The following is a 24,737-nucleotide window of genomic DNA, read 5'->3' as shown; positions in this document are numbered from 1 at the left end:
CTCGTCAAAGTGAAATGTCGCGTTGCCCCGCCATCTCCCGCAGGACCACCAGCGCCGCCTCGAAATCGTAGCTGCGCACCGCCGACTCCAGCGGCCCGTAGCCTTCATTGAAGGCGCTGCGGAGCAATTCCGCCTGTTCCTCGAAGAGCTTGCCGGCACGCGGGTCGTCGTCCTCGAACAACTGCGCCAGGCGCTTGCACAGGGGCGCCAGGCGCGCCGGGTCGTAGCTGACGGCGGCCGGTTCCGGGCGCTGCTCGCGCAGCAGCTCATCGATGGCTCGGACCAGCGCCAGCAGCGGCGGTTCCAGCTCCAGTATCTGGCGCTCCAGCTGGGCCAGGCGCGCGCCCTGGTGGATGCTGCGTTCCAGGGCTTCGGCCTGGGCCTGCAGCGCCGTCGCCCCGAGGTTGCCTGCCAGCCCGCGCAGGCTGTGGGCCAAGCGTTCGGCACTGTCGCGATCGCCATCACCCAATGCCTGGCGCAGGCTGGCGATAAACGCCCGCTGGCCCCTGGCGAACTTGCCGAGCAAGCCGAGGTAGGCCTGCTGCTTGCCCAGCACCCGGCGCAGGCCGCTGGCGATATCCACCCCCGGCAACACCCAGTCGGGCAAGTTCGCCACCACCGCCTTGGACGGCTCGCCCTGCCCCCGTGAGCCCCGCAACCAGCGGCTGAGAGTGGCCCACAGCTCCAGGGGTTCGATGGGTTTGCTGACGTGGTCGTTCATCCCTGCCTCGATGCAACGCTCGCGGTCGCCGGGCAGGGCGTTGGCGGTCATGGCGATGATCGGCAAGTCGAGGAAGCGCGGTTCGCGGCGCAGTTCGCGGGTGGCTTCCAGGCCGTCCATCTCCGGCATCTGCATGTCCATCAGCACCAGCGCGTAGTAGCCCGGCGGCTGCCAGCGCAGACGGTCGACGGCATCCAGGCCGTTCTCCGCCTGGTCGATGAGCAGGCCGCTTTCCTCCAGTAAGGCAGTGGCCACCTCGCGGTTCAGCGCGTGGTCCTCCACCAGCAGCACACGCTGGTTGTCGAAGCGCGGCATGGCGTCCAGCAACGCGGCGGTGCTGGGTGGCGGCGGGTTGCCCCCACGGCGCCCCAGGCTGGTCAGCGACGCCTCCAGCAGCACCGAAGGGTTGAGCGGCTTGTGCAGCACCTCGTCTATGCCGGCCTTGGCGGTATCCCCCAGGTCATCGAAGCCGTGAGCGGTGACCAGCAGCATCCGCGGTGGCTTGCGCAGGCCCAGGCGGTGCAGGCGGCGGGCGGTCTCGACGCCATCCAGGCCGGGCATCTGCCAGTCGATGAAGGCCATTTCGAAGGGGTCGTCCTCGCGCTCCGCCTCGGCCACCCGCAGCAGCGCCTCCTCGCCGGATTGCACCGCGTCCACCCGCAGCGCCAGGCTGGCAAGCATGTCGTTGATCACCTGGCGCGCGGCATCGTTGTCGTCCACCACCAGCACGCGGCGGTCGAGCAGGTCGGGCTGCAACAACAGTTCATTGGGCTGGCGGGCGGACACCTGCACCGGCAGCCGGCACCAGAACAGGCTGCCGATGCCCACCCGGCTGTCGACGCCCACGGCGCCGTCCATGGCCTCGGCCAGGCGCCGGCAGATGGCCAGGCCCAGCCCGGAGCCGCCGTAGCGCCGGGTGGTGGAGTTGTCCGCCTGCTGGAAGGACTCGAACAGCCGCCCCTGCTGCTCGGCATCCAGGCCGATGCCGGTGTCGCGCACCGCCAGGTACAGCTCCAGCTCATCGCCGCGCCGGTGCTCGCCACGGACGATCACTTCCACCTCGCCCTGTTCGGTGAACTTCACCGCGTTGTTGGCGTAGTTGATGAGGATCTGGCCGATGCGCAACGGGTCGCCCACCAGTTGCAGGGGCAGTTGCGGGTCGATGTTGAACACCAGTTCCAGGCGCTTGCAGGCGGCCTTTTCGCTGATCAGCCCGGAGAGGTTCTCCAGCACCAGCTGCAGGTCGAAGTCGATGCGCTCGACGCTCAGCTTGCCGGCCTCGATACGGGAGAAATCGAGGATGTCGTTGATCACCCCCATCAGGTGCTGGCTGGCCTGCTGGATCTTGCCCAGGTACTCGCGCTGGCGCGGCTCGGGGTCGGTCTTCAGGGCGAGGTGGGTCATGCCGATGATGGCGTTCATCGGCGTGCGGATCTCATGGCTCATGTTGGCCAGGAAGTCGGCCTTCGTCCGCGCGGCTTCCTCGGCCAGCTCCTTGGCCTGCTCCAGGGTTTCCTCGCTGTGCTTGCGCGCGGTGACGTCGCGGCTGACGCCCACCAGGCCCAGCAACTGGCCCTTGTCGTCGTGGAAGGTGGCGCGCACGGTGTCGAACAGCACCTTGCGACCATCGCGCTGCACCACCCAGTCCTCGCTCTCGAAGGGCAGGCTCAGGGCCAGGGCCGCCTGGTCCTGGATCAGGCGCATGCGCGCCCGCTCGGTGGGCAGCAGCTCGGCATCGGTGTGGCCCTGCAAGGCGTCGCGGCTCTGGCCGATGAGTTCGGCGAAGGCCTGGTTGGCACCCAGGTAACGGCCCTCGGCATCCTTGAACCAGATCGGGTCGGGAATGGCGTTGACCAGCGCCAGCAGGGTGCTGCGCTGGCGCTGGGCCTCGGCTTCGGCGCGGCGGCGCTCCTCCACCTGCACCGCCAGGCGGCGGTTCCACAGCAGCACGAAGCCCACCAGGACGATCACCCCCAGGGCGAACGGCCAGCCCACCTCGGCAGCCTTGCGCCAGTTGAATTCGGTGAGCGGCGGCAGCCAGCGGTCCATGATCGCCTCGCGCTCCTCGCGGTCGATGCTGGCCAGGGCGTGGTCGATCAGGTCGGCCAGCTGCGGCCAGTCGCGGCGCACGCCGAAATGCAGCTCGCTGCTGCCCAGTCCGGATTCGCCGCGCAGCTCCAGGTTGCTCAGGTTGAACTGCCGGATCAGGTAGCTGGCGACGATCATGTTGCCCACGTAGCCATCGGCACGCCCGGACGACACTGCCCGCAGCGCCGCTTCGGTGTCGGCGGTCTCCACCAGCAGCAACCCCGGCGCACGCTCGCGAAGCATGGCCTGCACCGCATAGCCACGCTCCACCGCCACGCGCTTGCCGGCCAGGTCGGCCAACCCCTGCAGGGTGCTTTCGCGGCGGGTGAAAAGCAGGCTGGTGCTGATCAGGTAGGGCTCGCTGAACACCGCCCAGCTCTCCCGTGCGGGCAGCCTGGCCATGGACGGCAACACGTCCACGCGGCGTTCGCGCAGGGCGTCCTGGGCCTGCTGCCAGTCATCGAAATAGACCGGTTCGATACCCAACCCCAGGCGCTCGCCCGCCAGGCGCAGGAAGTCGGCACTGATGCCCTGGTAACTGCCGTCGGACTCCACCAGGTCGAAGGGCGGCCAGCCATGGCGCGGCACCCCCACGCGGATGCGCGGATGGTCCTGCAGCCAGGCGGCCTCGTCGGCCTCGAAATCGAGCCGCTCGTTTCCGCCCAGGGCCAGTGATGCCAGCAGCATCAGCAGCAGCCATACAGAGGCACGCAACATGGGGCTTTCCTTGTGCTCGTCCACCGCTGTTCAGCTTAGCCAGCGGCCGGAGGTTGGAAAGGTGAGGTGCCGAGTTCAGTGGCGCCGAGCGCCCGAGCATGCCTTCAACTCCGCCTGGTGGACCGGTGAAGCGGGGTCCACCCTACAAAGCCGCCAGCCAGCCGGAGAGCCCCGAATATGGGGAGACGTCGAGCCTCAGCGGAACAGCTCGCCCGGCGTGACGCCGAACAGGCCCTTGAAGGCGGCGATGAAGGCCGAAGGCGAGTCGTAGCCGCTGCCGAGGGCGACCTGGGTGACGCTGTGGCCCTGCTCCAGCGGTTGCAGGGCGGCGAGCAGGCGCAGGCGTTGGCGCCATTGGCGGAAGCTGAGGCCGGTCTCGCGCTGGAAGGCGCGCATCAGGGTCTTCTCCGAGGTGGCGAGCAGGCTGGCCCATTCGCCCAGGGGGCGGGCCAGGTCGGGCTGCGCCACCAGTTCGTTGCACAGGCGCAGCAGGCGCGGCTCGGCAGGCATGGGCAGGGAGAAGCCAGCCTCCGGCAAGGCGCGCAGCTGGTCCAGCAGCACCGCCACCAGGCGCGCTTCGGCGCAGTCACCCTCGGGGTATTCCACCGGCAGCTCGCAGAAGCCCTTGATCAGCTCGCGGGCCAGCGGCGTCACCTCCAGCACCCGGCAATGATCCGGCGCCCAGGCGCAGGCGTCGCCGCGCACGTAGAGGCTGCGCATCTCGGCATTCATCGAGGTGACCACTTCGTGCTCCAGCCCGGCCGGCACCCAGATCGCCCAGTGCGGCGGGGCGAAGAAGCTGCCTGCGGCGGTGTGCACGCCGAGCACGCCGCTGATGGCGTAGGAGAGCTGCACCCAGTCGTGGCTGTGGCGCGCCGTCCAGGAGCCGGCGCGCAGGCTTTCCACCCGCGCATAGAGCGGCCGGGGCAGCACGTCGAGGCTGGGAATGCTGCGTTGAAGGTCGATCTGTCCGTTTGGCGACATCTTCTGATCCGCTGTCGTTAGACGGTCGGATTCTGCGCCCGTTAACCTGCGGCCTCAATCCCGTTCGCTGCACGGAGGCCCCATGTCGGCACTCAAACCCCTCAAGCGCCTGGTCACCGACTGGTTCCTCGGCGGCATGCTCGTGGCCGTGGCACTGGCCTGGCTGTTCCCGGACATCGGCCGCCACGGCGGCGTGCTGCATGCCGAGAGCCTGATCAATGCCGGGGTGTTCCTGGTGTTCTTCCTGCACGGCATCAACCTGTCCACCGAGCAGATCCGCAAGGGCCTGAGCAACTGGCGCCTGCACATCATGGTGCAGGTCTTCACCTTCGCCCTGTTCCCGCTGGCCTGGCTGGCGGTGGACAAGCTGTTCGGCAAGCAACTGCCGCCGGCCCTGATGCTGGGCTTCTTCTACCTCTGCGCCCTGCCCTCGACCATTTCCTCGTCGGTGGCGCTGACCGGCAGCGCCGGCGGCAACGTGCCGGCGGCCATTCTCAATGCCAGCCTGTCGAGCCTGCTGGGGGTGTTCCTGACGCCCTGGCTGATCAGCCTGGTGGCCGACGCCAATGGCGGTATCGACCTGGGCAAGACGCTGATCGACCTGAGCCTGCTGCTGCTCCTGCCGCTGGTACTGGGCCAGGCGCTGCGCCCGCTGTGGGGCAAATTCTTCGCCCGCTACAAGCGCTACACGGCGGTGTTCGACAAGCTGGTGATCCTGCTGCTGGTATTCGCCTCGTTCAGCGATTCGGTGGCCGGCGGCATCTGGCAGCAACAAGGGCCGGAAACCCTGGTCATCGCCTTCATCGGCAGCGCCCTGCTGCTGGCGCTGATGCTCTGGGCCACCACCCGATCGGCGCGGGCGCTGGGCTTCAACCATGAGGACGAGATCGCCGCGGTGTTCTGCGCCACCAAGAAATCCCTGGCGGCCGGCGCCCCCATGGCAGCGATCATCTTCGGCGCCAACCCGGCGCTGGGCCTGATCCTGCTGCCGATCATGCTCTACCACCAGATGCAGCTGATCGTCTGCTCGGTGATGGCCGAGCGCTACGCCAACCGTGGCCGCGAACTGAGCCAGGCGCAGGCGAGCGCGGCCTGACACCCGCCCTCGAAAAACAGGCGAAAAAAAGGGCGGCCCAACCTGTGGGCCGCCCTAAATCACGGAGTTGCATACATCATGTGACCCGCGATGGATTGCGGTCACGGGTATTGGATTACTTTTCGATGATCGCGGTCACACCTTGCCCGCCTGCGGCGCAGATCGAGATCAGCCCGCGCCCCTTTTCCGCCACCGAAAGCAGCTTGGCCAGGTTGGCGACGATGCGCCCGCCGGTGGCCGCGAAGGGGTGGCCGGCGGCCAGGGAGCTACCCTTGACGTTCATCTTGCTGCGATCGATGGAGCCCAGCGGCTGGTCGAGGCCGAGGCGGGTCTTGCAGTAGTCGGCGTCTTCCCAGGCCTTGAGGGTGCAAAGCACCTGGGCAGCGAAGGCCTCGTGGATTTCGTAGTAGTCGAAGTCCTGCAGGGTCAGGCCGTTGCGCGCCAGCAGGCGTGGCACCGCATAGACCGGCGCCATCAGCAGGCCTTCCTTGCCACCGACGAAATCCACCGCCGCCGCTTCGCCGTCCTTGAAGTAGGCGAGGATCGGCAGCCCGCGCGCCTTGGCCCACTCCTCGCTGGCCAGCAGCACCACGGAAGCGCCATCGGTGAGCGGGGTGGAGTTGGCGGCGGTCATGGTGCCACGCGGGCCCTTGTCGAATACCGGCTTGAGGGTGGCGAGCTTCTCCGGATTGATGTCCGCGCGCAGGTTCTGGTCGCGGGTCAGGCCGAGGAAGGGGGTCAGCAGATCGTTCTGCCAGCCTTCGGCATAGGCCGCGGCGAGCTTCTGGTGGCTGGCCACGGCCAGGGCGTCCTGCTCGTCACGGGGGATGGACCAGGTCTGCGCCATCAGCTCGCAGGACTCGCCCATGGACAGCCCGGTACGCGGCTCGCCGTTACGCGGGATGTGCGGCGCCAGGTGGCGCGGGCGCACCTTGAGCAGGCTCTTGATCTTGTCGCCGGTGGTCTTGCCGCGGTTGGCCTCCAGGAGGATCTTGCGCAGCTCCTCGTGCACGCCGATGGGCGCGTCGGAGGTAGTGTCGACGCCGCCGGCGATGCCGCTGTCGATCTGCCCGAGGGCAATCTTGTTGGCCACCAGGATGGCCGCCTCCAGGCCGGTGCCGCAGGCCTGCTGGATGTCATAGGCGCTGGTTTCCGGCGCCAGGCGCGAGCCCAGCACGCATTCGCGGGCCAGGTTGAAGTCACGGGAATGCTTGAGCACGGCACCGGCGACGAACTCGCCGATGCGCTCGCCGTGCAGGTTGTAGCGCTCCACCAGGCCTTCCAGCGCGCTGGTGAGCATCTGCTGGTTGGTGGCGGTGGCGTACACCGTGTTGGAACGGGCGAACGGAATGCGATTGCCGCCGACGATGGCGACCCGGCGCAGCTGGGTCATGGGTGACTCCTTGCCTGGGGAATGGATTGCGGTGCGCAACGTTGGCGACAAGACTAGCCGCCCGCCTGGCCGTCGCATTGGCCGCCTTGCCAACAGAGTGGTCAACACGGTCAATTGCGCGATTGTGTTGTCTGCGTAGAGTGAGCCCCACTTCATTTATGCGTGCAGGAGCCTGCCCCCATGTCCGACCGTTATCTCGCCTTCGCCAACTCCAACGCCGGCCGACGCCTGGTCGGCGCCCTCGGGCTGCCCGCGCCGATGCGCCTGGAGCGCTGGATGGCGGGCCGCACCCGGCCGGTGGATGGCGCCCTGCTGCTGGGCGGTGAGGGGGCCCTGGCCGAAGCCGCCAGCGGCGTGCTGAACAAGCTCACCGACCAATCCTTCGCCACCGAAGAAGGCCGCTTCGGCCTGACCCGCTGGACCGCCGAGCACGGCCCGAAGCTCAAGGCGCTGGTGTTCGACGCCAGCGGCCTGACCCGCTTCGAGCAGTTGATCGAGCTGCGCAACTTCTTCCAGCCGGCCTTCAAGGGCCTGGGCAAGTGCCCGCGCGTGGTGGTGCTGGGCCGCCCGCCGGAGTCGCTGAAGGACACCGTGGCCGCCAGCGTGCAGCGCTCCCTGGAAGGCTTCACCCGCTCCCTGGGCAAGGAAATCCGCCGTGGCGGCAACGTGCAGCTGGTGTACGTGGGCAAGGGTGCCGAGGACCAGCTCGAAGGCGCCCTGCGCTTCTTCCTCTCGCCCAAGAGCGCCTACGTTTCCGGCCAGGTGCTGCGCCTCTCGGCCAGCAGTGCCCAGGTCAAGGACTGGAGCCGCCCGCTCAATGGCCTCAAGGCACTGGTCACCGGCGCCTCCCGCGGCATCGGTGCGGCCATCGCCGAAACCCTGGCCCGTGACGGTGCCGAAGTGGTGCTGCTGGACGTGCCCCAGGCCAAGGACTCCCTCGATGCCCTGGCCGCGCGCCTGGGTGGGCGTGGCATCGCCCTGGACATCTGCGCCGCCGACGCCGCCGCGCAGTTGGTGGACGCGCTGCCGGACGGCCTCGACATCGTGGTGCACAACGCCGGTATCACCCGCGACAAGACCCTGGCGAAGATGAGCGATGCCTTCTGGGACTCGGTGATCAACGTCAACCTCAACGCCCCGCAGGTGCTGACCCAGGCCCTGCTCGACGCCGGCAAGCTGCACGACAACGGCCGCGTGGTGCTGATCGCCTCCATCAGCGGCATCGCCGGCAACATGGGCCAGACCAACTACGCGGTGAGCAAGGCCGGCGTCATCGGCCTGGCACAGGCCTGGGCCCCGGCTCTGGGCAAGCGCGGCATCACCATCAACGCCGTGGCCCCGGGCTTCATCGAAACCCAGATGACCGCCGCCATCCCCCTGACCATCCGCGAAGCCGGCCGCCGCATGAACTCCATGAGCCAGGGCGGCCTGCCCCAGGACGTCGCCGAAGCCGTCGCCTGGTTCGCCCAGCCCAGCTCGGGGTCGTTGACTGGGCAGGTGATGAGGGTGTGTGGGCAAAGTCTGTTGGGGGCTTAAAGGCAGCGGCAAGCTTCAAGTTGCAAGCGGCAAGTAAGAGCTTGGAGTGGCTGGGAGTGGGTGGCCCAGCCTATGCATTTGAGGGGCTCGGATAGCTGGAAGCTGGAAGAAAGAGCATGGTGTGGCGGGGAGTCGGTAGCACTTGTAGGGTGGGCTTCAGCCCACCAGCGATGTAACCGGTGGGCTGAAGCCCACCCTACGCGCAGAACCCCGCTTCCAGCTTCAGGCCTCTAGCTTCCAGCTGGCGACAAGCGACAAGAAAAAGCCGGGACCTGTGCCCGGCTTTGATGTTGCGGTGTGGTCGGCGGGCTGAAGCCCACCCTACGCACTACGCGCGGCTCTTGCTTGCAGCTTGAAACTTGCCGCTTGTAGCTAGCCTCCGGCGGGTTTCCCCCTCCGCCGGAACTCCACCGGCGTCTCCCCCACCCAGCGTTTGAACGCGCGATAGAAGGTGCTCGGCTCCGAGAAGCCGGTGCGCTCGACTATCACTTCGATGCGCTCGTCGGTTTTCAGCAGCAGTTCCTTGGCCAGGCGGCAGCGGTAGTCGGTGACCAGGTCGTTGAAGCGCACGCCGGCCATGGCCAGGCGTTCGCGCAGGCGGCGGGCGGGCATGTTGAGGCGGGCGGCGACCTGTTCCAGGGTCGCGCCGCCGTCCACCAGCAGTTCGCCGATCAGTTCACGCACCTTGCGCACCAGGTCCAGGCGTTCCACTTCGGCCAGTTGTCGGCGGGCCAGGGATTCGTGCATGCGCAGCAGTTCCGGTGCGGCGTGGCGCGAGGGCTTGTCCAGCACCGCGGCGTCGAACACCAGGGCATAGCGCTCGGCGCCCAGGCGTGCGGGGCAGCCGTACACCGCCTGGTAACGCTCGGCAGCCGCGCCTTCGGTGTGCATCAGTTGCACTTCGCAGGCCTTGAAGTCGCCTTCGGTCAGGGCGTCGAACAGGCGGATCACCGCGCCGGCGAGCATCTCCGGGAAGTGGCGGTTGATGCTGGCGTCCTGCCCCAGGGACAGCACGGCGCGCTCGCCTTCGACTTCCAGGCGCGCGTTGAGGGTGTCGGACAGCAGGCGCACGTAGCGCAGGGCGTGGCGCAGGCCTTCGCCGAAGGTCTCGCTGGAGAGGAAGAGGTATTCGAGCAGCAGCCCGTGGAAGGCCGGCAGGTGCCCGGCCAGGTGCAGGCCGACGTGCTCCTCGGCGCATTCCTCGGCGGCGGCTTTCCAGAACAGAGTCTGCGCCGTATGGGGGAAGCGGCCGGCGGGCAGCCCGCCCGGCGGCAGGCCGACACGCACCAGCACCTTGTCAGGGTCGGCACCGCTGGCTCGCAGGGCGTCGATCACCGGGCGCATCAGCGCCACGTCGTCGGTCAGATCACGCATCATTTTCTGAATATTCTTGTTATGCGGGGCGGGGGCCATCTTATGCATCTTCAGGCCCCCCGCTCAAGGCGCGGATAGCGATTGCAGACGGATTGACTCGCCTGCCAGCAGCGCTTGCCCAACGGCCAATGCACCCCGCCTGCGGGCGGCTAAGCTGCACCGTTCCGCAACGAGGAGACTGCCCATGGCCACCGACTGGCTCGACCTGCCTGCCCCACCCGCCCTGCCCGGCCTGTTCGCCCGCGCGGCCCTGCGCCGTGGCGCCACCGGCCGCACCCTGCCGGACCTCGGCCTGCGCAGCCAGGTGGACGTGGATGCCCGGCACCTGGCGCGCTACCGGCAGGTCTGCGGCTTCAAGGACAACGGCCAGCTGCCGCCCACCTACCCGCACATCCTCGCCTTCCCGCTGCAGATGCAGCTGCTCACCGACAAACGCTTCCCCTTCCCGCTGCTGGGCCTGGTGCACCTGGAAAATCGTATCCGCGTATTGCGCACCCTCGGCGGCCTCGGCCCCTTCCGCGTCAGCGTCGCGGTGGAAGGCCTGCGCCCCCACGACAAGGGCGTGACCTTCAGCCTGATCACCCGCCTGGAAGACCAGCTCGGGCTGCTCTGGGAAGGTGACAGCCGCATCCTCTTCCGTGGCATGCGCCTGGATGGCAGCGCCCCCGAGCGCGCCGAGAGCGAAGCCCTGCCCCTGGAGGAGATCGACCACTGGCGCGCCCCGGCGGACATCGGCCGGCGTTACGCCAAGGTCGCCGGCGACTACAACCCGATCCACCTGTCGGCGCCCACCGCCAAGCTGTTCGGCTTCCCCCGCGCCATCGCCCATGGCCTGTGGAACAAGGCGCGCACCCTGGCCGCCCTCGCCTCGCGCCTGCCTGATGCCGGCTACGAAGTGGAGGTGCGCTTCCAGAAGCCGGTGCTGCTGCCCGCCGAGGTGCGCCTGCTGGCCAGCGCCCCCGCCGCCGAGGGCCAGTTCGCCCTGCGCGGCAAGGATGACCTGCCGCACATGGCCGGCAGCTGGGGCCCGCTGCTGGGCTGACGGCCGAGGCTTGCGCGGCGCCAGCCGGCGCACCAAGCTATGCGGCTCCAGGAGAGCCGCATGAACCTCGCAGAACTGACCCAACGCCTGCACGCCATCCGTGACCACAACGATTGGCGGCCATTCCACAGCCCGAAGAACCTGGCCATGGCCGCCAGCGTCGAGATGGCCGAGCTGGTGGAAATCTTCCAGTGGCTCAGCGAGGAGCAGTCCCGCCAGCTGCCCGCCGACAAGCTCGAACACGCCGGCCAGGAAGTGGGCGACATCGTCCTCTACCTGCTGCTGATGTGCAGCGAACTGGGCATCGACATGGAGCAGGCGGTACGCGCCAAGCTGGCCGACAGCGAGAGGCGCTTCGTCCAATGAGCGCCCCGACCACCGACGACCGTCACTTCGACGAGCTCGCCACGCGCTTCGCCGAGAAGATCTATGGCGGCGCCAAGGGCGCCATCCGCCTGGCGGTGCTCCAGGCCGACCTGGCCGAAGCCCTGCCCGAGCGCCCGCTGCGGGTGCTGGACGTGGGCGCCGGGCTCGGCCACATGAGCCTGTGGCTGGCCCAGCGCGGCCACCAGGTCACCCTCGCCGAACCCGCCGAACCCATGCTCGAAGGCGCCCGCGCGCGCTTCGCCGAAGCCGGCGTCGAGGCCAGCTTCATCCAGGCGCCCTGGCAGGACCTGCTCGGCCAGCTCACCGAGCCCTACGACCTGGTGCTCTGCCACGCCGTGCTGGAATGGCTCGCCGAGCCCCACGCCATCCTCCCGGTGCTGCACCAGTTGACGGCGCCGGGCGGCTGGTTGTCCCTGGCGTTCTACAATCGGGATGCACTGATCTACCGCAACCTGCTCAAGGGCCATTTCCGCAAGCTGCGACGCAACCGCTTCGCCGGCGAAGGCCAGAGCCTGACCCCGCAGCAACCGCTGGACCCGCGGGAGCTGGCCGGGCAACTCGACGGGTTGTGGAAGGTCGAAACCCAGAGCGGCGTGCGGGTCTTCCACGACTACATGCCGAGTGAGTTCCAGGCCAAGGCCGAACTGGTCGACCTCCTGGAAATGGAGCTGGCCCACCGTCGCCACCCGAGCTTCATGGGGCTGGGACGGTACCTGCACTGGATCTGCAGACCCCAATAAGAGAGCCCTCACGGGCTCGCCTCGACGGAGGCCCCATGAAACGCACTGCCCCTGCTGCCCGTAACGCCCTTGCCGCCCTCGCCCTGCTGGCCCTCGCCGCCTGCCAGAGCCAGAACCCCTACAAGGCCGAATCCAAGCCGATGCCGCCGGCCCCGCCGGAGGCGGCCACCACCTTCGACCGCTCCGCCTACCCGGCGGCCCCGCGCGACTTCGGCCGCTACCGCAACTGGACCTGGCTCAACGGCCGTCTGCCCGCCGGCAACAGCTGGGCGACGCCGGAGCAGATGGTCGACATCGTCAACTCCGGGCTCGACCAGCACGGCCTGCGCCAATCCCGCGAGCCGGCCAGCGCCGACCTCAAGGTCGCCGCCAGCCTGCGTTTCGAGAAGCGCCTGCGCCAGTACAACGACTCCAGCGGCGCCTACTACGGCAACGGCCCCTACCGCGACCAGTACGGCGCCTGGGCCACGGTGCCCCTGGTGCGCACCTACGAGCAGGAAGTGGCGGTGGTCTACCTGGAGTTCTACGACGCCCGCGACAACCAGCCGGTGTGGAGAGGCAGCGCCGAGAGCGACGCCAGCGGCAGCCGCAGCGACCGCACCACCGCGCTGCGCGAAGCCATCAAGGAAGCCCTGGACAACTACCCGCCCCGCTGACCCTTAACGCCCGGCGCCTCCGCCCCTCCCGCCTCACCCGGGGGTGGGCGGAGCGATCTACCACTCCCTCCCTGCACCACGTTCCTTTCCGGGCGCTCGACGAACGGAACCGCAACACGCCGTCACGATCCACATGGAAGCAGTCGCCGGCTTGCACGAAATCTTCTTGCCGGCCGCTCTGGCTTGCGCTTGGATAGTGATTCCGGCAGAGGAGATATGACCATGTTCCGCCGTCTGTTCATCGCTTCCACCCTCCTGCTCCTGGCCGCCTGCCAGAGCTACGAGATCAACCGCGACTTCGACCGCAACCGCGACTTCGCCGCCTACCGCAGCTGGAGCTGGAAAGAGCCGGCGCTGCAGTACAGCCCCGACGACCCGCGCATCAAGAGCGACCTCACCGAACAACGCATCCGCGAGGCCGTGGGCCAGCAGCTCGACCAGCGCGGCCTGCGCCCCGCCGCCAATGGCGCCGCCAGCGACCTCAAGGTGCAGAGCTGGCTGATCGTCGACGATCGCCAGCAGCAGGTCACCACCGGCTACGGCGGCTACTGGGGCGGTTACTGGGGCAACTACTGGGGCGGCCCGGCCATGACCGAGACCCGCACCTACGACTACAAGGTCGCCACCATCCAGATCGACCTCTACGACGGCAAGGACGGCAAGCTCGTCTGGCGCGGCAGCGCCGGGCAGATCATGCGCACCGACCCGCCGACCCCGGCCGAGCGCGAGGCCGCCATCCGCGAGACCGTCGCCAAGGTCCTCGCCCAATACCCACCGCACTGACCGAGCATCGATGAGCGCATTCGACACCGTACTCAGCCACCGTCCCGCCCAGGCCGCCGACCTCGACGAGGTCGTCGGCTTCCCCCAGGACCGCGACGAACTGTTCTTCTGCTACCCCAAGGGCATCTGGCCGCTGACCATCGGCCAGCTCGCCGCGGTGATGGCCGAGCGCCGCGACAACACCGTGGTGCTGCTGGACGGCCGCGTCGCCGGCTTCGCCAACTTCTACCAGTGGCAGCACAACGACTTCTGCGCCCTGGGCAACCTGATGGTCGCCCCCTGGGCCCGTGGCCATGGCGTCGCCCAGTACCTGGTGGGCGTCATGGAAAACCTCGCCCGCGAGCACTACCACGCCACCCGCCTGCGCATCTCCTGCTTCAACGCCAACGCCGCCGGGCTGCTGCTCTACACCCGCCTCGGCTACCAGCTCAACGGCATCGCCGAACGCCAGGCCCCGGACGGCCAGCGCGTGGCCCTGGTGCTGATGGACCGTGCACTCACCCCAGGCGACTGACCGCCAGACAAGGAACAGGGATGACCCCGCAAACCGATGAACCCACCTTCGACGGCACCCGCTGGAGCAACGCCGACAGCGACCGCATCGAGGTGGTCGACCCGAACCCCGACTGGCCCCAGCGCTACCGCGAGGAGGCCGCCGCCATCAGCGACGCCCTGGGCATCCGCGGCCTGCGCCTGGAGCACTACGGCAGCACCTCGGTTCCCGGACTGGCTGCCAAGCCGGTGATCGACATCCTCTTGCTGCCCCCGCCCGAGTACGACTGGCAACGTCTGGTCGCCCCGCTGGAAGCCCTCGGCTACCAGTTCTGGCGCGATAACCCAGCGCCCGACCGCATGTTCTTCGTCAAGGGCATGCCACCCAAGGGCACAGGCCGCACCCACCACGTGCACGTGATGACCCAGGCCAACGCCGTACGTCACCTGCTGTTCCGCGACCACCTGCGTGCCCACCCCGAGGACGCCGCCGAATACGCCCGGGTCAAACGCCAGCTCGCCGAGCGCTACCCCACCGACCGCGACGCCTACACCGCCGGCAAGGACGAGGTGGTCGGCGCCATCCTCGGCCGCGCCACCGCGGCCATGCATGAAGCGGGCGGGATACAGGGTGGCGATGAAGGTGGCCCGGTGAAGGGCTGAGTACCACAACACAAAGGACGTGAAGAACATGAAACCGTATTGGATAGTGCTGGCAGCGCTCCCGCTGTCAGGCTGCCCCGCCTATGGGATCTACGACCGCACCGCTGAACAACCTGTGCTCACCAGCACCTGTTACGCGGTGAAGCTGCCTTCGTTCCTGTTCGAGGCCCGTTGCGCCGACCTGAAGGCAAGCGGGTTCGGAGGGCGTGAGTTCTGCCCCGGCATCCAGGCGTTCGCTCCACCATCGAGTCTCTATTCCGGCAGTTTCACCAATCCTTTTGCCATTCCCAAGTCTTGGGACGACTACCTCAGCAACAGGGTGAAATGGGATCAAAGCTTGATGGTGAGGCCGCCGTTCGAAAAACAGCGGACGCTGCTCGCTCCAGTGGCCCCGGGCACCCAGATGAGGATTTCAGGCCTCTACGACTACCCCAGGGGTGAAACCGGCCACTTCTTCATCGTCCGTGCACTGATAACCAGCGGTCCCCATGCAGGCACCAGCGTCGAGCTGCCGAGCCCAGGCGACTTCAAAGGTTTGGGCCCTGCGTGGACAACCGATTCCGACTTCGGCAAATCCAACGTGAAGGTCGTGAACACCTACCTGGAACCCTGCGAAACCAAGCCATAGCACCGTAGCCCGGGCTTCAGCCCGGGACGCTCCGCAAAGGTGAACCATGCCCGGCCGCACCCCGCCCCGCTTCACGTATGATCCGGCGCCCCGGAAACAGCGCATGCAAGGCTCTTCGCAATGCTGGAATGGAACACCCTCAGCCTCAGGCAGCGGGCCTCGGTCATCTGCCTTCTCGGTTTCGTGCTGGCCTATGTGCAGATCACCCTGCCCTTCATCCTCGCCCTCACCGAGGTAGCGGCGATGCTGCAGAGCCTCTGCGAGTTGCTGGGCTGCATCGCCCTGTTCAGCGCCCTCGCCTTCGACCCGATGATCGCCAGGGGGCAGCTGCTGCAACTGCGCCCCAGCCGCATGCCGCCCCTCTGCAAGGGCCTGTGGATAACCGTCATCCTGATGTTCGGGCTGGGCAACCTCGTCCGGATCATCGGCGGCCCGTAGCCCGGACTTCAGTCCGGGACCGCCACCGCGCCGAAGCACGGGCTACGGCGCCATGCCACCCGACTAGATCGCGGCCAGCGCCGCGACCCGCGATGCCAGGTAGGCATTCCAGGGCACCTTCTGGAAGTTGGTCCTGGGGCTCCCGCCACCGCCGCCATGGTTGACGAAGTTGTTGCTCGGCGCCCAGTACTGGTAGATGTCGCCGCTGGCGAACTCATAGGGGAAGGCCACTTCCTGAGCGTTGCCGAGGGTGCCGCCGCGGCTCCAGTAGGTGGTGCCGATCGGTACCAGGAATACGTAGCAATGACCGTTGAAGCCCCACAGCTGGCCGACCGCCGGGGACTTGGAGGCATTGGCCGGCAGGCCGGCGCCAGCGCAGACCGGGAAGGTGAAGATCATCCGCCCACCGGCGATGGCCGCGTCGTTCTCATCGACCAGGTATTCGGTGGAGTGGTCCGGGGAGATTCCGCCCCGGTGAACCTCGGAAGGGGTCAGCGCGGTGCCGTGCACGAAGTAGCGGGCCGCGCCGGTCAGGCCCTGCTGCCAGCCGTTCTTCTGCTGGCGGATCAGGTTGCCCCGGGCGCCGGCATAGAGATAGGGAGTCATCGCGTGTCACATCCTTTTGCTGGGGGTTGATAACCCACTCGCAAGATTGCCCTGCAACTTCCACTCAAGGCGCCCCGGTCCGGGCTCACGACGATACGGCGGTGCAAAGTTCTGCCAGTGCCAACGGCCCGACAGGGCCTGCAGGAAAAGATAGGCCGCACAGCGCGAGGTGTCGCCCACCGCTGCGCTTAGCCGACGGGCGTGAAGCGCCTTGACCGAAATGCCCGGCGATGCCGTCAGCCGGGCCGTTCACCGCGCCTGCGCATCTTTCTATGGTGAGGGTCCGCCCCCTCCTCGACGGCCCCCCATGCACAGCCCATCGCCCTACCCGCATCTGCTGTCCCCCCTCGATCTCGGCTTCGTCCAGCTGCGCAACCGCGTGGTGATGGGCTCGATGCACACCGGGCTGGAAGATCACCTGTGGGACTTCGGCAAGCTCGCCGCCTACTACCGCGAGCGCGCCCGGGGCGGCGTGGGGCTGATCATCACCGGCGGTTTCGCACCCAACCGCGAGGGCTGGTTGCTGCCCCTGGGCAGCAGCCTCACCGGCGGCATGGAAGTGCCCGCGCACCGGCGCCTGACCCAGGCGGTGCACGCCGAGGGCGGGCGCATCCTGCTGCAGATCCTCCATGCCGGGCGCTACGGCTATCACCCGCTGGTGGTCTCCGCCTCGCCGGTCAAATCCCCCATCAGCTGGTTCGCCCCGAGGGAGCTGAGCGAGCGCGGCATCGAGAAGACCATCCGCGCCTTCGTGCGCTGCGCGCGTCTGGCCAAGGCGGCGGCCTATGACGGCGTCGAGGTGATGGGGAGCGAGGGCTACCTGCTCAACCAGTTCCTCTGCCCACGCACCAACCAGCGCCGCGACCGCTGGGGCGGCAGCCTGGAGAACCGCATGCGCCTGGCGCTGGAGATCGTCCGGCGCATCCGCCGCATGGCCGGCGAGCGCTTCATCCTCTGCTACCGCCTGTCGTTGCTGGACCTGGTGGAAGGCGGCAACACCTGGGAGGAGGTGCGCGAGATCGCCCTCGCCCTGCAGGACGCCGGCCTCACCCTGCTCAATACCGGCATCGGCTGGCACGAATCGCGGGTGCCGACCATCGTCACCTCGGTACCCCGTGGCGCCTTCGTCGAGGTCACCGCGCGGCTGCGCAAGGAGCTGCGCATCCCGCTGATCGCCAGCAACCGCATCAACACCCCGGAGCTGGCCGAGGCCATCGTCGCAAGCGGCCAGGCGGACCTGGTGTCCATGGCCCGCCCGCTGCTGGCCGACCCGCAGTTCGTGGCCAAGGCCGCCGCCGGCAAGGGCGACGAGATCAACACCTGCATTGCCTGCAACCAGGCCTGCCTCGACCATGCCTTCGCCAACCGCCGCGCCAGCTGCCTGGTCAACCCGCGCGCCGTGCACGAAACCGAACTGCGCTACTCCCGCGCCCGCCAGCACAAGCGCATCGCCGTGGTCGGTGCCGGCCCGGCCGGGCTCTCCGCCGCCTGCGTGGCCGCCGAGCGCGGGCACCGGGTCACCCTGTTCGAGGCCGCCGACTGCATAGGCGGGCAGTTCAACCTGGCCCGGCGCATCCCCGGCAAGGAGGAGTTCGACGAGACCCTGCGCTACTTCCGCGTGCGCCTGCAGCGCCTGGGGGTGGAGCTGGTGCTGGGCCGGCGCATCGCCCCCGGCGAACTCAGCGGCCACTACGACGACGTGATAGTCGCCACCGGCGTGCGCCCACGCCTGCCGGCCATCGACGGCATCCACCACGCCAAGGTGCTCAGCTACCTGCAGGTGCTGCAGGGCGCCCCGGTGGGCCCCCGGGTGGCGCTGATCGGCGCGGGTGGCATCGGCTTCGACCTCGCCGCCTTTCTGCTCCACGACCAGGCGCCGGGCCCGGAACAATGGCTGGCGGACTGGGGCATCGACCTGGCCGCCACCACCCCCGGCGGCCTGGTGCCCGCCGAACCGGCACGACCGCAGCGGGAAATCTGGCTGCTGCAACGCAAGCCCGGCGCCCTCGGCAGCGGCCTGGGCAAGACCAGCGGCTGGGTGCACCGCGCCCACCTGGCGCGCAACGGCGTGCGGATGATGGGCGGGGTCAGCTACCGGCGCATCGACAACGACGGCCTGCACATCGAAGTGGACGGCAAGGAACAGGTGCTGCCGGTGGACAACGTGGTCATCTGCGCCGGCCAGGAGCCCCTGTGCGAGCTGCAACCGGTGCAGGGCTCCGACCACCTGCGCCTGCACCTGATCGGCGGCGCCCGCCGCGCCGGCGAGCTGGATGCCAAGCGGGCGATCAGGGAAGGCACGGAGTTGGCGGCGCGGTTGTAGGGGCGAGTGCAACCCGGCAGCGCCTTTCGCGGATGAATCCGCTCCCACAAGAGCCCGCTGCCAACGGCCATGTAGCCCGGGCTTCAGCCCGGGACGTGCAGGCTCACAGGTCCCAGTCGGGGTTGTCCTGCAGGCGTTCGGCCAGGTGGTCGAGCAGCAGGCGCAGGGCGGTGGGCATCTGTCGGCGGGTGCCGTAGAGGGCGTAGATGCCCAGCTCCTGGGGCTCGTAGCCGGGCAACAGCTGTATCAGGGCGCCGGAGCGCAGCTGCGCGGCCACCGAATAACGCGGCTGCAGGCTGATGCCCTGGTCGGCCAGGGTGGCTTCCAGCAGCACCATGGATTCGTTGGCGCTGAGGCTGCCGTCCACCGACACCGCGCAGGGTTCGCCGTCGCGGAAGAAGGCCCAGAGGCTACGGCCGAAGAAGGAGTAGGTCAGGCAGTTGTGCCGGGCCAGGTCCTCGGGGGTGCGCGGCATGCCGTGGCGGGCCAGGTAGGCCGGGGTGGCGCAGACCACCGAGCGACAGGTGGCGAGCTTGCGTGCCACCAGGTTGGGGTCCAGCTGGTTGGTGATGCGCAGCGCCAGGTCGATGCGTTCCTCGATCAGGTTCACCGCCTGGCTGCTCACCAGCAGGTCGACGCTGACGCCGGGATAGGTCGTCTGGAAGCGGCCGACCTCGTGCACCAGCCAGGCCTGGGCGAAGGACTGGCTGCAGGTGATGCGCAGGCGCCCACGGGGGGCCTCGCGGCTGTCACGCCCCAGCCCCTGCATGGCCTCGGCCAGGGCACAGACCTCGCGGCATTGCGGCAGCATCCGCTCGCCGGTGCCGGTCAGGCTCAGGCGCCGGGTGCTGCGATGCAAGAGGCGCGCACCGGCCCAGTCCTCCAGCGCGGCGAGATGGCGCGAAACCATCGCCCGGGACATTTCCAGGGCTTCGGCGGCGGCGGTCTGGCTGCCCCGCTCCACCACCTCGACGAAGACCCGCATGGCGGTTATCCGGTCCATGACACGCTCGGAATGTGCAACAAAGATGCGCGGATTATGGCGTTTTTAGCTGCACAACGAGCAACTATCCTGATGCCTTTCCATCGAGGACCCCATCATGGCACCCATCGCTTTCCTGCGCCGCCTCCTGGCCGGCGCCACCCTGATCGCCGCCACCGGCAGCGCCCTGGCCCAGCCCCTGCAACTGCAGGTCTACAACCCCGGCGACAAGGCCGTGTTCCCGGTCACCTCGTCGCTGATCCTCGGCGAGCACGACGCCCTGCTGGTGGACGCGCAGTTCTCCAGCCACGAGGCCGACGAACTGGTGAAACGCATCCAGGCCAGCGGCAAGCGCCTGACCACCATTTTCATCAGCCACGGCGACCCGGACTTCTACTTCGGCCTGGACACCCTGCTGCGCGCCTTCCCCGAAGCCAAGGTGCTGGCCACCGCCCCGACCATCGAGCACATCAAGGCCACCAAGGACCTGAAGCTCGCCTACTGGGGCCCGATCCTCAAGGACGGCGCGCCCAAGGCCGTGGTAGTGCCGCAGCCGCTCAAGGGCGACAGCCTGGAACTGGAAGGCCAGCGCATCGAAGTGATCGGCCTGGACGGCGCCGACCCGGCCCACACCGGCCTGTGGATTCCCTCCCTGCGCACCCAGCTGGGCGGCGTGCTGGTGAGCGGCAACATGCATGTGTGGACCGCCGACTCGCAGAGCGTCGAATCGCGCCGTAACTGGATCGCCGCGCTGGACCGCATCGAAGCGCTGAAGCCCGAGCAGGTGATCCCCGGCCACTACCTGGGCGAGCGCGCCGCCGGCCTCGGAGACCTGCACTTCACCCGTGACTACCTCAAGGCCCTGGAGCAGGAGCTGCCCAAGGCGAAGAACGCCGCCGAACTGACCGCCGCGATGAAGAAGCGCTACCCGGGCCTGGCCGGCGAAGCCGACCTCGAACTGAGCGCCAAGGTGCTCAAGGGCGAGATGCAGTGGCCCTGATCCACTGACGACGACAGCCACCGGCGTCGACGGCATACTGTGCGCCCGCCGAAAACCGGAGACTCACATGCCCAGCGCCTGGTGGCTGCTCGCCCTGCCCTTCATCGCCGGTGCCTTCCTGCCCTTGCAGGCCGGCATCAACGGCCTGCTGTCCAAGCAGGTGTCCAGCGTCATGGGCGCCGCGCTGATCTCCTTCCTGGTGGGCACCGTGGCGCTCTTCGTGGTGGCCGCCGTGCAACGCGAGCTGCCCAGCTTCACGGCGCTGAAGGGGCTCACCTGGTGGCACTGGAGCGGTGGCCTGCTGGGCGCCGTGTTCATCGCCACCGCCGCCTTTGCCGGGCCGCGCATCGGCGCCATGCTGTTCATGGCCCTGGTCCTGGCCGGCCAGTTGAGCATGGCCCTGGTTCTCGACCATTACGGCTGGGCCGGCTACCGCGAAGCGCCCATCAGCCTCGGCAAGATCGCCGGCATGGCCCTGATCATCGGCGGCGTGTGGATGATCCGCCGCGGCTGACGAACTGCGATAGCCATTTGCTGCTATCGCCCGAGGAACGCGATAAGCTCTGCCCATCCAGCCGTATTTGTGATCACAGCACATGACTGACGCAGAGCTGCCGCAACAACCGGAGGGTTTCGCCCTCTGGCGCGAGATCCAGGACACCCGCATCCGTACGCGCCTCGGCGGCCTCTACTACCTGCTGGCCTGGCTGCTTTCCTGGCTGTTCAGCGCAACGCCCCTGCAGTACCTCGGAGTCGGCCTGGCCGGCACCCTGTTCTTCGCCCTGATGCTGGCCGGGCGCATCGCCCACATCCCGCCGAAGAACGGCTCGGAGCTGGAGCTGCTGGGCTGGCTCAACCGCCACTGGACGCTGATCCTGGCCACCTGCCTGGCCTGGGGCCTGGTCCACGCCTGGGTGCTGCTGAACCCGGATTTCAGCGACTCGCGGATCATCGCCACCCTCAGCACCATCGCCTTCAGCACCGCCATGGCCTTCAACTTCGCCATGCGCCGTGGCCGCGCCGTGGTCGCCATTCTGCTGCTCTACCTGCCAGGCCTGGTGGCCCTGGGCATCCACCCCGAGTCGATGCGCGCCGAGCTGGTGACCCTGGCCTTCTACCTCAGCTACCTGCTACTGGCGCTGTCGCGCAGCCACCGCGAATACCAGGGCACCCTGGAACTGGAGCTGCAACTGCTGGAGCAGCGCCAGCGCCTGGACGCCCTGAGCCGCACCGACGGTCTCACCCAGCTGGGCAACCGCTACCAGTTCAACAACCTGTTCCCCGCCATGGTCGCCAGCGCCGCACGCCAGGGTTCGCCGCTGTCCCTGGTGCTGCTGGACATCGACTTCTTCAAGCGCATCAACGACGAGCACGGCCACGCCATGGGCGACCTGTGCCTGCAGCAGTTCGCCGAACGCATGCGCGAGGTGTTCCGCCGCGACAGCGATGCGCTGCTGCGCCTGGGGGGCGAGGAGTTCGGTGTGCTGATGCCCGAGACCGGGCTGAAGCAGGCGTCGAAGCTGGCCGAGGACTTCCGCCGCGACCTGGCCGCCAAGGGCTTCGTGGTGAAGGGCGAGACCCTGCCCCTGACCGCCAGCCTCGGCGTCGGCTGCTACGACTCGCAGCGCGACGGGGATGCCGAAGCCTTCTTCAAGCGCGTCGACGACGCGCTCTACCAGGCCAAGGAAAAGGGCCGCGACCGCCTGGAAACGGCCTGACCCCTTCCTCCGGGCGGCCCGTCAGAGACGGAAGCTGCCCATCTGCCGCGCCAGGTCATCGGCCAGGCGGCTGAGCACCTGGCAGTCCTCGCGGCAGGACCGCACTTCACCGGCGGTGGCACCCGCCAGGTCGGCGATGCCCTGGACGTTGCGGTTGATCTCCTCGGTGACCGACGACTGCTCCTCGGTGGCGGCCGCCACCTGGTGGTTCATGTCGCTGATCTTCTCGATCTGCTCGGTGATCGCCGCCAGGGAGCTGCCGGTGCGCTGGCTGGCCTCGACACCGGTGCCGGTGGCCGACTGGCCGGCGTGCATGGAGGTCACCGCCGTCTCGGCACCGGACTTCAGGCGCTGGATCATCTGCTGGATCTCGTCGGTGGACGACTGCGTGCGGCTGGCCAGGGTGCGCACCTCGTCGGCCACCACGGCGAAGCCACGGCCCATCTCACCGGCGCGTGCCGCCTCGATGGCGGCGTTGAGCGCCAGCAGGTTGGTCTGCTCGGAGATGCCACGGATCACCGCCAGCACCTGGTCGATAGACGCCACCTGGGTGGCCAGTTCGGTCACCGCGCCAGCGGCGCCGCCGATCTCGCCGGACATGCGCTCGATATGGCCGATGGACTCGCCCACCACCTTGCGTGCCTGCAGCGCCTCGTCGCGGGCCTGCTGCGAGCTGAGGGCGGCGTTGCCGGCGTTGCGGGCGATCTCCTGCACCGTCAGGCCCATCTCGTGCACGGCGGTGGCGACCATGTCGGTCATCTCCTGCTGCTGCACGGCGCGGCCGGCAGTGTTGTCCACTACGGTGGCCACCTGGCCCACGGCAGTGCGCAGGCTCTGGCTGGTGGACAGGACTTCGGCGATGAGGCTGCGCTGGCCTTCGAGGAAGCGGTTGAAGCCCCGGGCCAGGTCGCCCAGTTCGTCGGCGCGGCTGTCGTTCAGGCGGCGGGTCAGGTCGCCGCCGCCACCGCCGATCTCCACCAGCGCGGAGGTCACCTGGCGAATCGGCCGCACCAGGCCACGGGCGAGGAACACCACCAGCACCAGGAACAGCAGCGCCACGCCGATGCCCACCAGGCTGGTCATCACCAGCGCCTGGCGCGCGTCACCGTAGATCTCCGCCTCGGGCACCTCGCTCACCAGCACCCAGTCGATGGACTGCAGCGGCTGCGCCAGGGCCAGGAAGGCCTCGCCGTCACGCTCGAAGGTCACCGCCTTGCCTTGGCCTTGCAGCAACTGGCGGGCGGCGTCGGCACCGGTCAGCTCCTGCAGCGTGCGGGTGTCGTTGAATTCGGACTGCGGGTGGATCTTCACCTTGCCGTCGGCGCTGGCCAGGTAGACGCGGCCGTTCTGGCCGAAGCGGAAGTTGCGGATCAGGTCGGACATGCCGCTGAGGCTGTAGCCCAGGCCAGCGACGCCCAGGGTCTTGCCGCCGGCGGAGACGCGCTGGTTGATGAACAGGGTCGGCTGGTGGGTGCTTTCGTCGACATCGATGTCCAGCGAGCGGTCCTTGCTGCCATCGACGAAGCCGTAGAACCAGTTGTTCTCCTGGGGGCCGCGGGTCAGCGTGCGGTTCAGGCCCTTGTCGGTGTAGTAGTTGCCCGAGTCCAGCCCCACCAGGAAGGTGGTCAGCGCCTTCTGCTGGCTCTGCACGCCCGACAGGTAGCGGACGAAGTCCTGCTGCCGCGCGGCGTCCTCGCCGGCGCTGAGCCAGTCATGCACCAGGCTGTTCTGGGCGATGCCCTGGGCCGCGGTGAGCGGCTCGGCCAGCACCCGCTCGAGGTCGTTACGGATCGCCAGCGTGCTTTTGGGCAAGGCTTCACCCACCAGGTAGCGGTCGGTGAGGCGGTTGACCACGGCGGAGTAGATTCCGACCACGATAAGGATGCTGGCCAGCAGGGCCGCGCCCATGCTGAGGATCAGCTGCCACTGAATACTGCGTTGCCAGAGGCGCATGGAGTTGTCTCCTTGGAGTTTTTATAGGGGCTCGGTGAGGACGGCGGCAGATTGTATACAGAGATTCGGACAATTCATCCGACTGAAATGTACAAGCTGTTATCGCCCAAGGGATATCCCTACTTGAGTCCAAACTCATTCGATCACGCGGAACTCCAGACGAGCGGTAGCGCCGGCTTCGTCCAGCAGGCTCAGCTGGTGCCGGCCGAGGCCTTCGAGCACCTGGTCGAAGGCGGCATCGGCGGCGCTTTCGCCCAGTGGCTGGCCATCGAGGAACCACCAGCGCCGGCCGCTGCCGCCGAGGGTCGAGAGGCGAACCCGCAGCGGCCCGTCACTGGCCGCCGGGCGCCGCAGCTGCCCGCCGGCGCGGAGGCCGACGATGGTCAGCGGCGCGGCCGCCGGCGCCAAGGGCGGCGG

22 protein-coding genes and 2 pseudogenes are annotated in these 24,737 nt (G+C 68.4%); 15 read left to right on the top strand and 9 right to left on the bottom strand.

All coding sequences use genetic code 11. The features are described 5' to 3' along the window. Window positions 1–4: 4 nt before the first annotated feature. Together OEJ36_RS29460 and OEJ36_RS29455 are read right to left on the bottom strand one after the other, a co-directional pair. Window positions 5–3,526, bottom strand: a complete 3,522-nt coding sequence (locus tag OEJ36_RS29460; protein ID WP_263404519.1) for a response regulator — start codon at window positions 3,524–3,526, stop codon at window positions 5–7. A 195-nt stretch (window positions 3,527–3,721) separates the two neighbouring features. Next, entirely contained in the window at window positions 3,722–4,510 is a 789-nt protein-coding gene (locus tag OEJ36_RS29455; RefSeq protein ID WP_021219724.1) for an AraC family transcriptional regulator, read from the bottom strand. An 82-nt stretch (window positions 4,511–4,592) separates the two neighbouring features. Here OEJ36_RS29455 and OEJ36_RS29450 point away from each other — a divergent pair, with 82 nt between their 5' ends. Next, window positions 4,593–5,606, top strand: coding sequence for a bile acid:sodium symporter family protein (locus OEJ36_RS29450; protein WP_263404518.1), 1,014 nt, complete (start codon window positions 4,593–4,595; stop codon window positions 5,604–5,606). Between the two features lie 115 nt (window positions 5,607–5,721). On the opposite strand, the gene OEJ36_RS29445 is transcribed toward OEJ36_RS29450, so the two are convergent. Beyond that, window positions 5,722–6,999, bottom strand: coding sequence for an acetyl-CoA C-acetyltransferase (locus OEJ36_RS29445; protein WP_021219722.1), 1,278 nt, complete (start codon window positions 6,997–6,999; stop codon window positions 5,722–5,724). Between the two features lie 180 nt (window positions 7,000–7,179). Here OEJ36_RS29445 and OEJ36_RS29440 point away from each other — a divergent pair, with 180 nt between their 5' ends. Then, entirely contained in the window at window positions 7,180–8,535 is a 1,356-nt protein-coding gene (locus tag OEJ36_RS29440; RefSeq protein WP_263404517.1) for a 3-oxoacyl-ACP reductase, read from the top strand. Window positions 8,536–8,907: 372 nt separating this feature from the next. Here OEJ36_RS29440 and OEJ36_RS29435 read toward each other — a convergent pair whose 3' ends face one another. Next, entirely contained in the window at window positions 8,908–9,909 is a 1,002-nt protein-coding gene (locus OEJ36_RS29435) for an AraC family transcriptional regulator (protein ID WP_263404526.1), read from the bottom strand. A 184-nt stretch (window positions 9,910–10,093) separates the two neighbouring features. Here OEJ36_RS29435 and OEJ36_RS29430 point away from each other — a divergent pair, with 184 nt between their 5' ends. From OEJ36_RS29430 to OEJ36_RS29390, 9 genes are all read left to right on the top strand, one after another. Next, window positions 10,094–10,951, top strand: a complete 858-nt coding sequence (locus OEJ36_RS29430; RefSeq protein WP_263404516.1) for a MaoC family dehydratase — start codon at window positions 10,094–10,096, stop codon at window positions 10,949–10,951. Window positions 10,952–11,011: 60 nt separating this feature from the next. Further along, a complete protein-coding gene (locus tag OEJ36_RS29425; protein ID WP_263404515.1) occupies window positions 11,012–11,317 on the top strand; it encodes a nucleotide pyrophosphohydrolase in 306 nt (101 codons plus the stop codon). Then, window positions 11,314–12,078, top strand: a complete 765-nt coding sequence (locus OEJ36_RS29420) for a methyltransferase domain-containing protein (protein ID WP_263404514.1) — start codon at window positions 11,314–11,316, stop codon at window positions 12,076–12,078. The genes OEJ36_RS29425 and OEJ36_RS29420 overlap by 4 nt, the downstream gene beginning before the upstream one ends. Window positions 12,079–12,113: 35 nt before the next feature. Beyond that, window positions 12,114–12,734: a DUF4136 domain-containing protein gene (locus OEJ36_RS29415; protein ID WP_263404513.1), complete on the top strand. Its 621-nt coding sequence runs from the start codon at window positions 12,114–12,116 to the stop codon at window positions 12,732–12,734. A gap of 222 nt (window positions 12,735–12,956) precedes the next feature. Continuing rightward, entirely contained in the window at window positions 12,957–13,517 is a 561-nt protein-coding gene (locus OEJ36_RS29410; protein WP_043244607.1) for a DUF4136 domain-containing protein, read from the top strand. Window positions 13,518–13,527: 10 nt separating this feature from the next. Next, complete coding sequence (locus OEJ36_RS29405) at window positions 13,528–14,031, top strand: GNAT family N-acetyltransferase (protein WP_263404512.1); 504 nt, start codon at window positions 13,528–13,530, stop codon at window positions 14,029–14,031. Window positions 14,032–14,051: 20 nt separating this feature from the next. Next, on the top strand, window positions 14,052–14,672 hold the full coding sequence (locus OEJ36_RS29400; protein ID WP_263404511.1) for a GrpB family protein: 621 nt from the start codon (window positions 14,052–14,054) through the stop codon (window positions 14,670–14,672). Window positions 14,673–14,700: 28 nt separating this feature from the next. Then, window positions 14,701–15,300, top strand: a complete 600-nt coding sequence (locus OEJ36_RS29395) for a hypothetical protein (protein WP_263404510.1) — start codon at window positions 14,701–14,703, stop codon at window positions 15,298–15,300. 120 nt (window positions 15,301–15,420) lie between these two features. Further along, window positions 15,421–15,738: a hypothetical protein gene (locus OEJ36_RS29390; RefSeq protein WP_263404509.1), complete on the top strand. Its 318-nt coding sequence runs from the start codon at window positions 15,421–15,423 to the stop codon at window positions 15,736–15,738. Window positions 15,739–15,801: 63 nt separating this feature from the next. Here the strand turns inward: OEJ36_RS29390 and OEJ36_RS29385 are convergent, their stop codons facing one another. Continuing rightward, the gene (locus OEJ36_RS29385; protein ID WP_263404508.1) at window positions 15,802–16,344 is read right to left on the bottom strand and encodes a hypothetical protein; all 543 of its coding nucleotides are present in this window, start codon (window positions 16,342–16,344) and stop codon (window positions 15,802–15,804) included. Between the two features lie 307 nt (window positions 16,345–16,651). Between OEJ36_RS29385 and OEJ36_RS29380 the strand changes: the two genes are divergently transcribed. After that, complete coding sequence (locus tag OEJ36_RS29380; RefSeq protein WP_263404507.1) at window positions 16,652–18,667, top strand: FAD-dependent oxidoreductase; 2,016 nt, start codon at window positions 16,652–16,654, stop codon at window positions 18,665–18,667. Between the two features lie 103 nt (window positions 18,668–18,770). Here OEJ36_RS29380 and OEJ36_RS29375 read toward each other — a convergent pair whose 3' ends face one another. Further along, window positions 18,771–19,670: a LysR family transcriptional regulator gene (locus OEJ36_RS29375; protein ID WP_263404506.1), complete on the bottom strand. Its 900-nt coding sequence runs from the start codon at window positions 19,668–19,670 to the stop codon at window positions 18,771–18,773. 97 nt (window positions 19,671–19,767) lie between these two features. On the opposite strand from OEJ36_RS29375, the gene OEJ36_RS29370 reads away from it, so the two are divergent. The 3 genes from OEJ36_RS29370 (at window position 19,768) to OEJ36_RS29360 (ending at window position 22,367) form a co-directional block, all read left to right on the top strand. Then, window positions 19,768–20,649, top strand: coding sequence for an MBL fold metallo-hydrolase (locus OEJ36_RS29370; protein ID WP_263404505.1), 882 nt, complete (start codon window positions 19,768–19,770; stop codon window positions 20,647–20,649). 67 nt (window positions 20,650–20,716) lie between these two features. Next, complete coding sequence (locus OEJ36_RS29365; protein WP_263404504.1) at window positions 20,717–21,163, top strand: DMT family transporter; 447 nt, start codon at window positions 20,717–20,719, stop codon at window positions 21,161–21,163. A gap of 82 nt (window positions 21,164–21,245) precedes the next feature. Next, window positions 21,246–22,367, top strand: a complete 1,122-nt coding sequence (locus OEJ36_RS29360; RefSeq protein ID WP_263404503.1) for a sensor domain-containing diguanylate cyclase — start codon at window positions 21,246–21,248, stop codon at window positions 22,365–22,367. A gap of 21 nt (window positions 22,368–22,388) precedes the next feature. Here the strand turns inward: OEJ36_RS29360 and OEJ36_RS30770 are convergent, their stop codons facing one another. The 3 genes and pseudogenes from OEJ36_RS30770 to OEJ36_RS29350 form a co-directional block, all read right to left on the bottom strand. After that, window positions 22,389–23,117 (bottom strand): methyl-accepting chemotaxis protein, encoded by a 729-nt coding sequence (locus OEJ36_RS30770; protein ID WP_411861070.1) that lies wholly within the window; start codon window positions 23,115–23,117, stop codon window positions 22,389–22,391. A gap of 138 nt (window positions 23,118–23,255) precedes the next feature. After that, a pseudogene (locus tag OEJ36_RS30765) lies at window positions 23,256–24,275 on the bottom strand (cache domain-containing protein); the annotation flags it as partial. 180 nt (window positions 24,276–24,455) lie between these two features. Next, window positions 24,456–24,737: pseudogene (locus OEJ36_RS29350) on the bottom strand (penicillin-binding protein 1C); the annotation flags it as partial.

Source organism: Pseudomonas sp. PDM13 (assembly GCF_025685765.1).
Classification (GTDB): domain Bacteria; phylum Pseudomonadota; class Gammaproteobacteria; order Pseudomonadales; family Pseudomonadaceae; genus Metapseudomonas; species Metapseudomonas solani.
The sequence above is the reverse complement of the archived record's forward strand: the minus strand, read 5'-3'. Positions and strand labels throughout refer to the sequence as shown.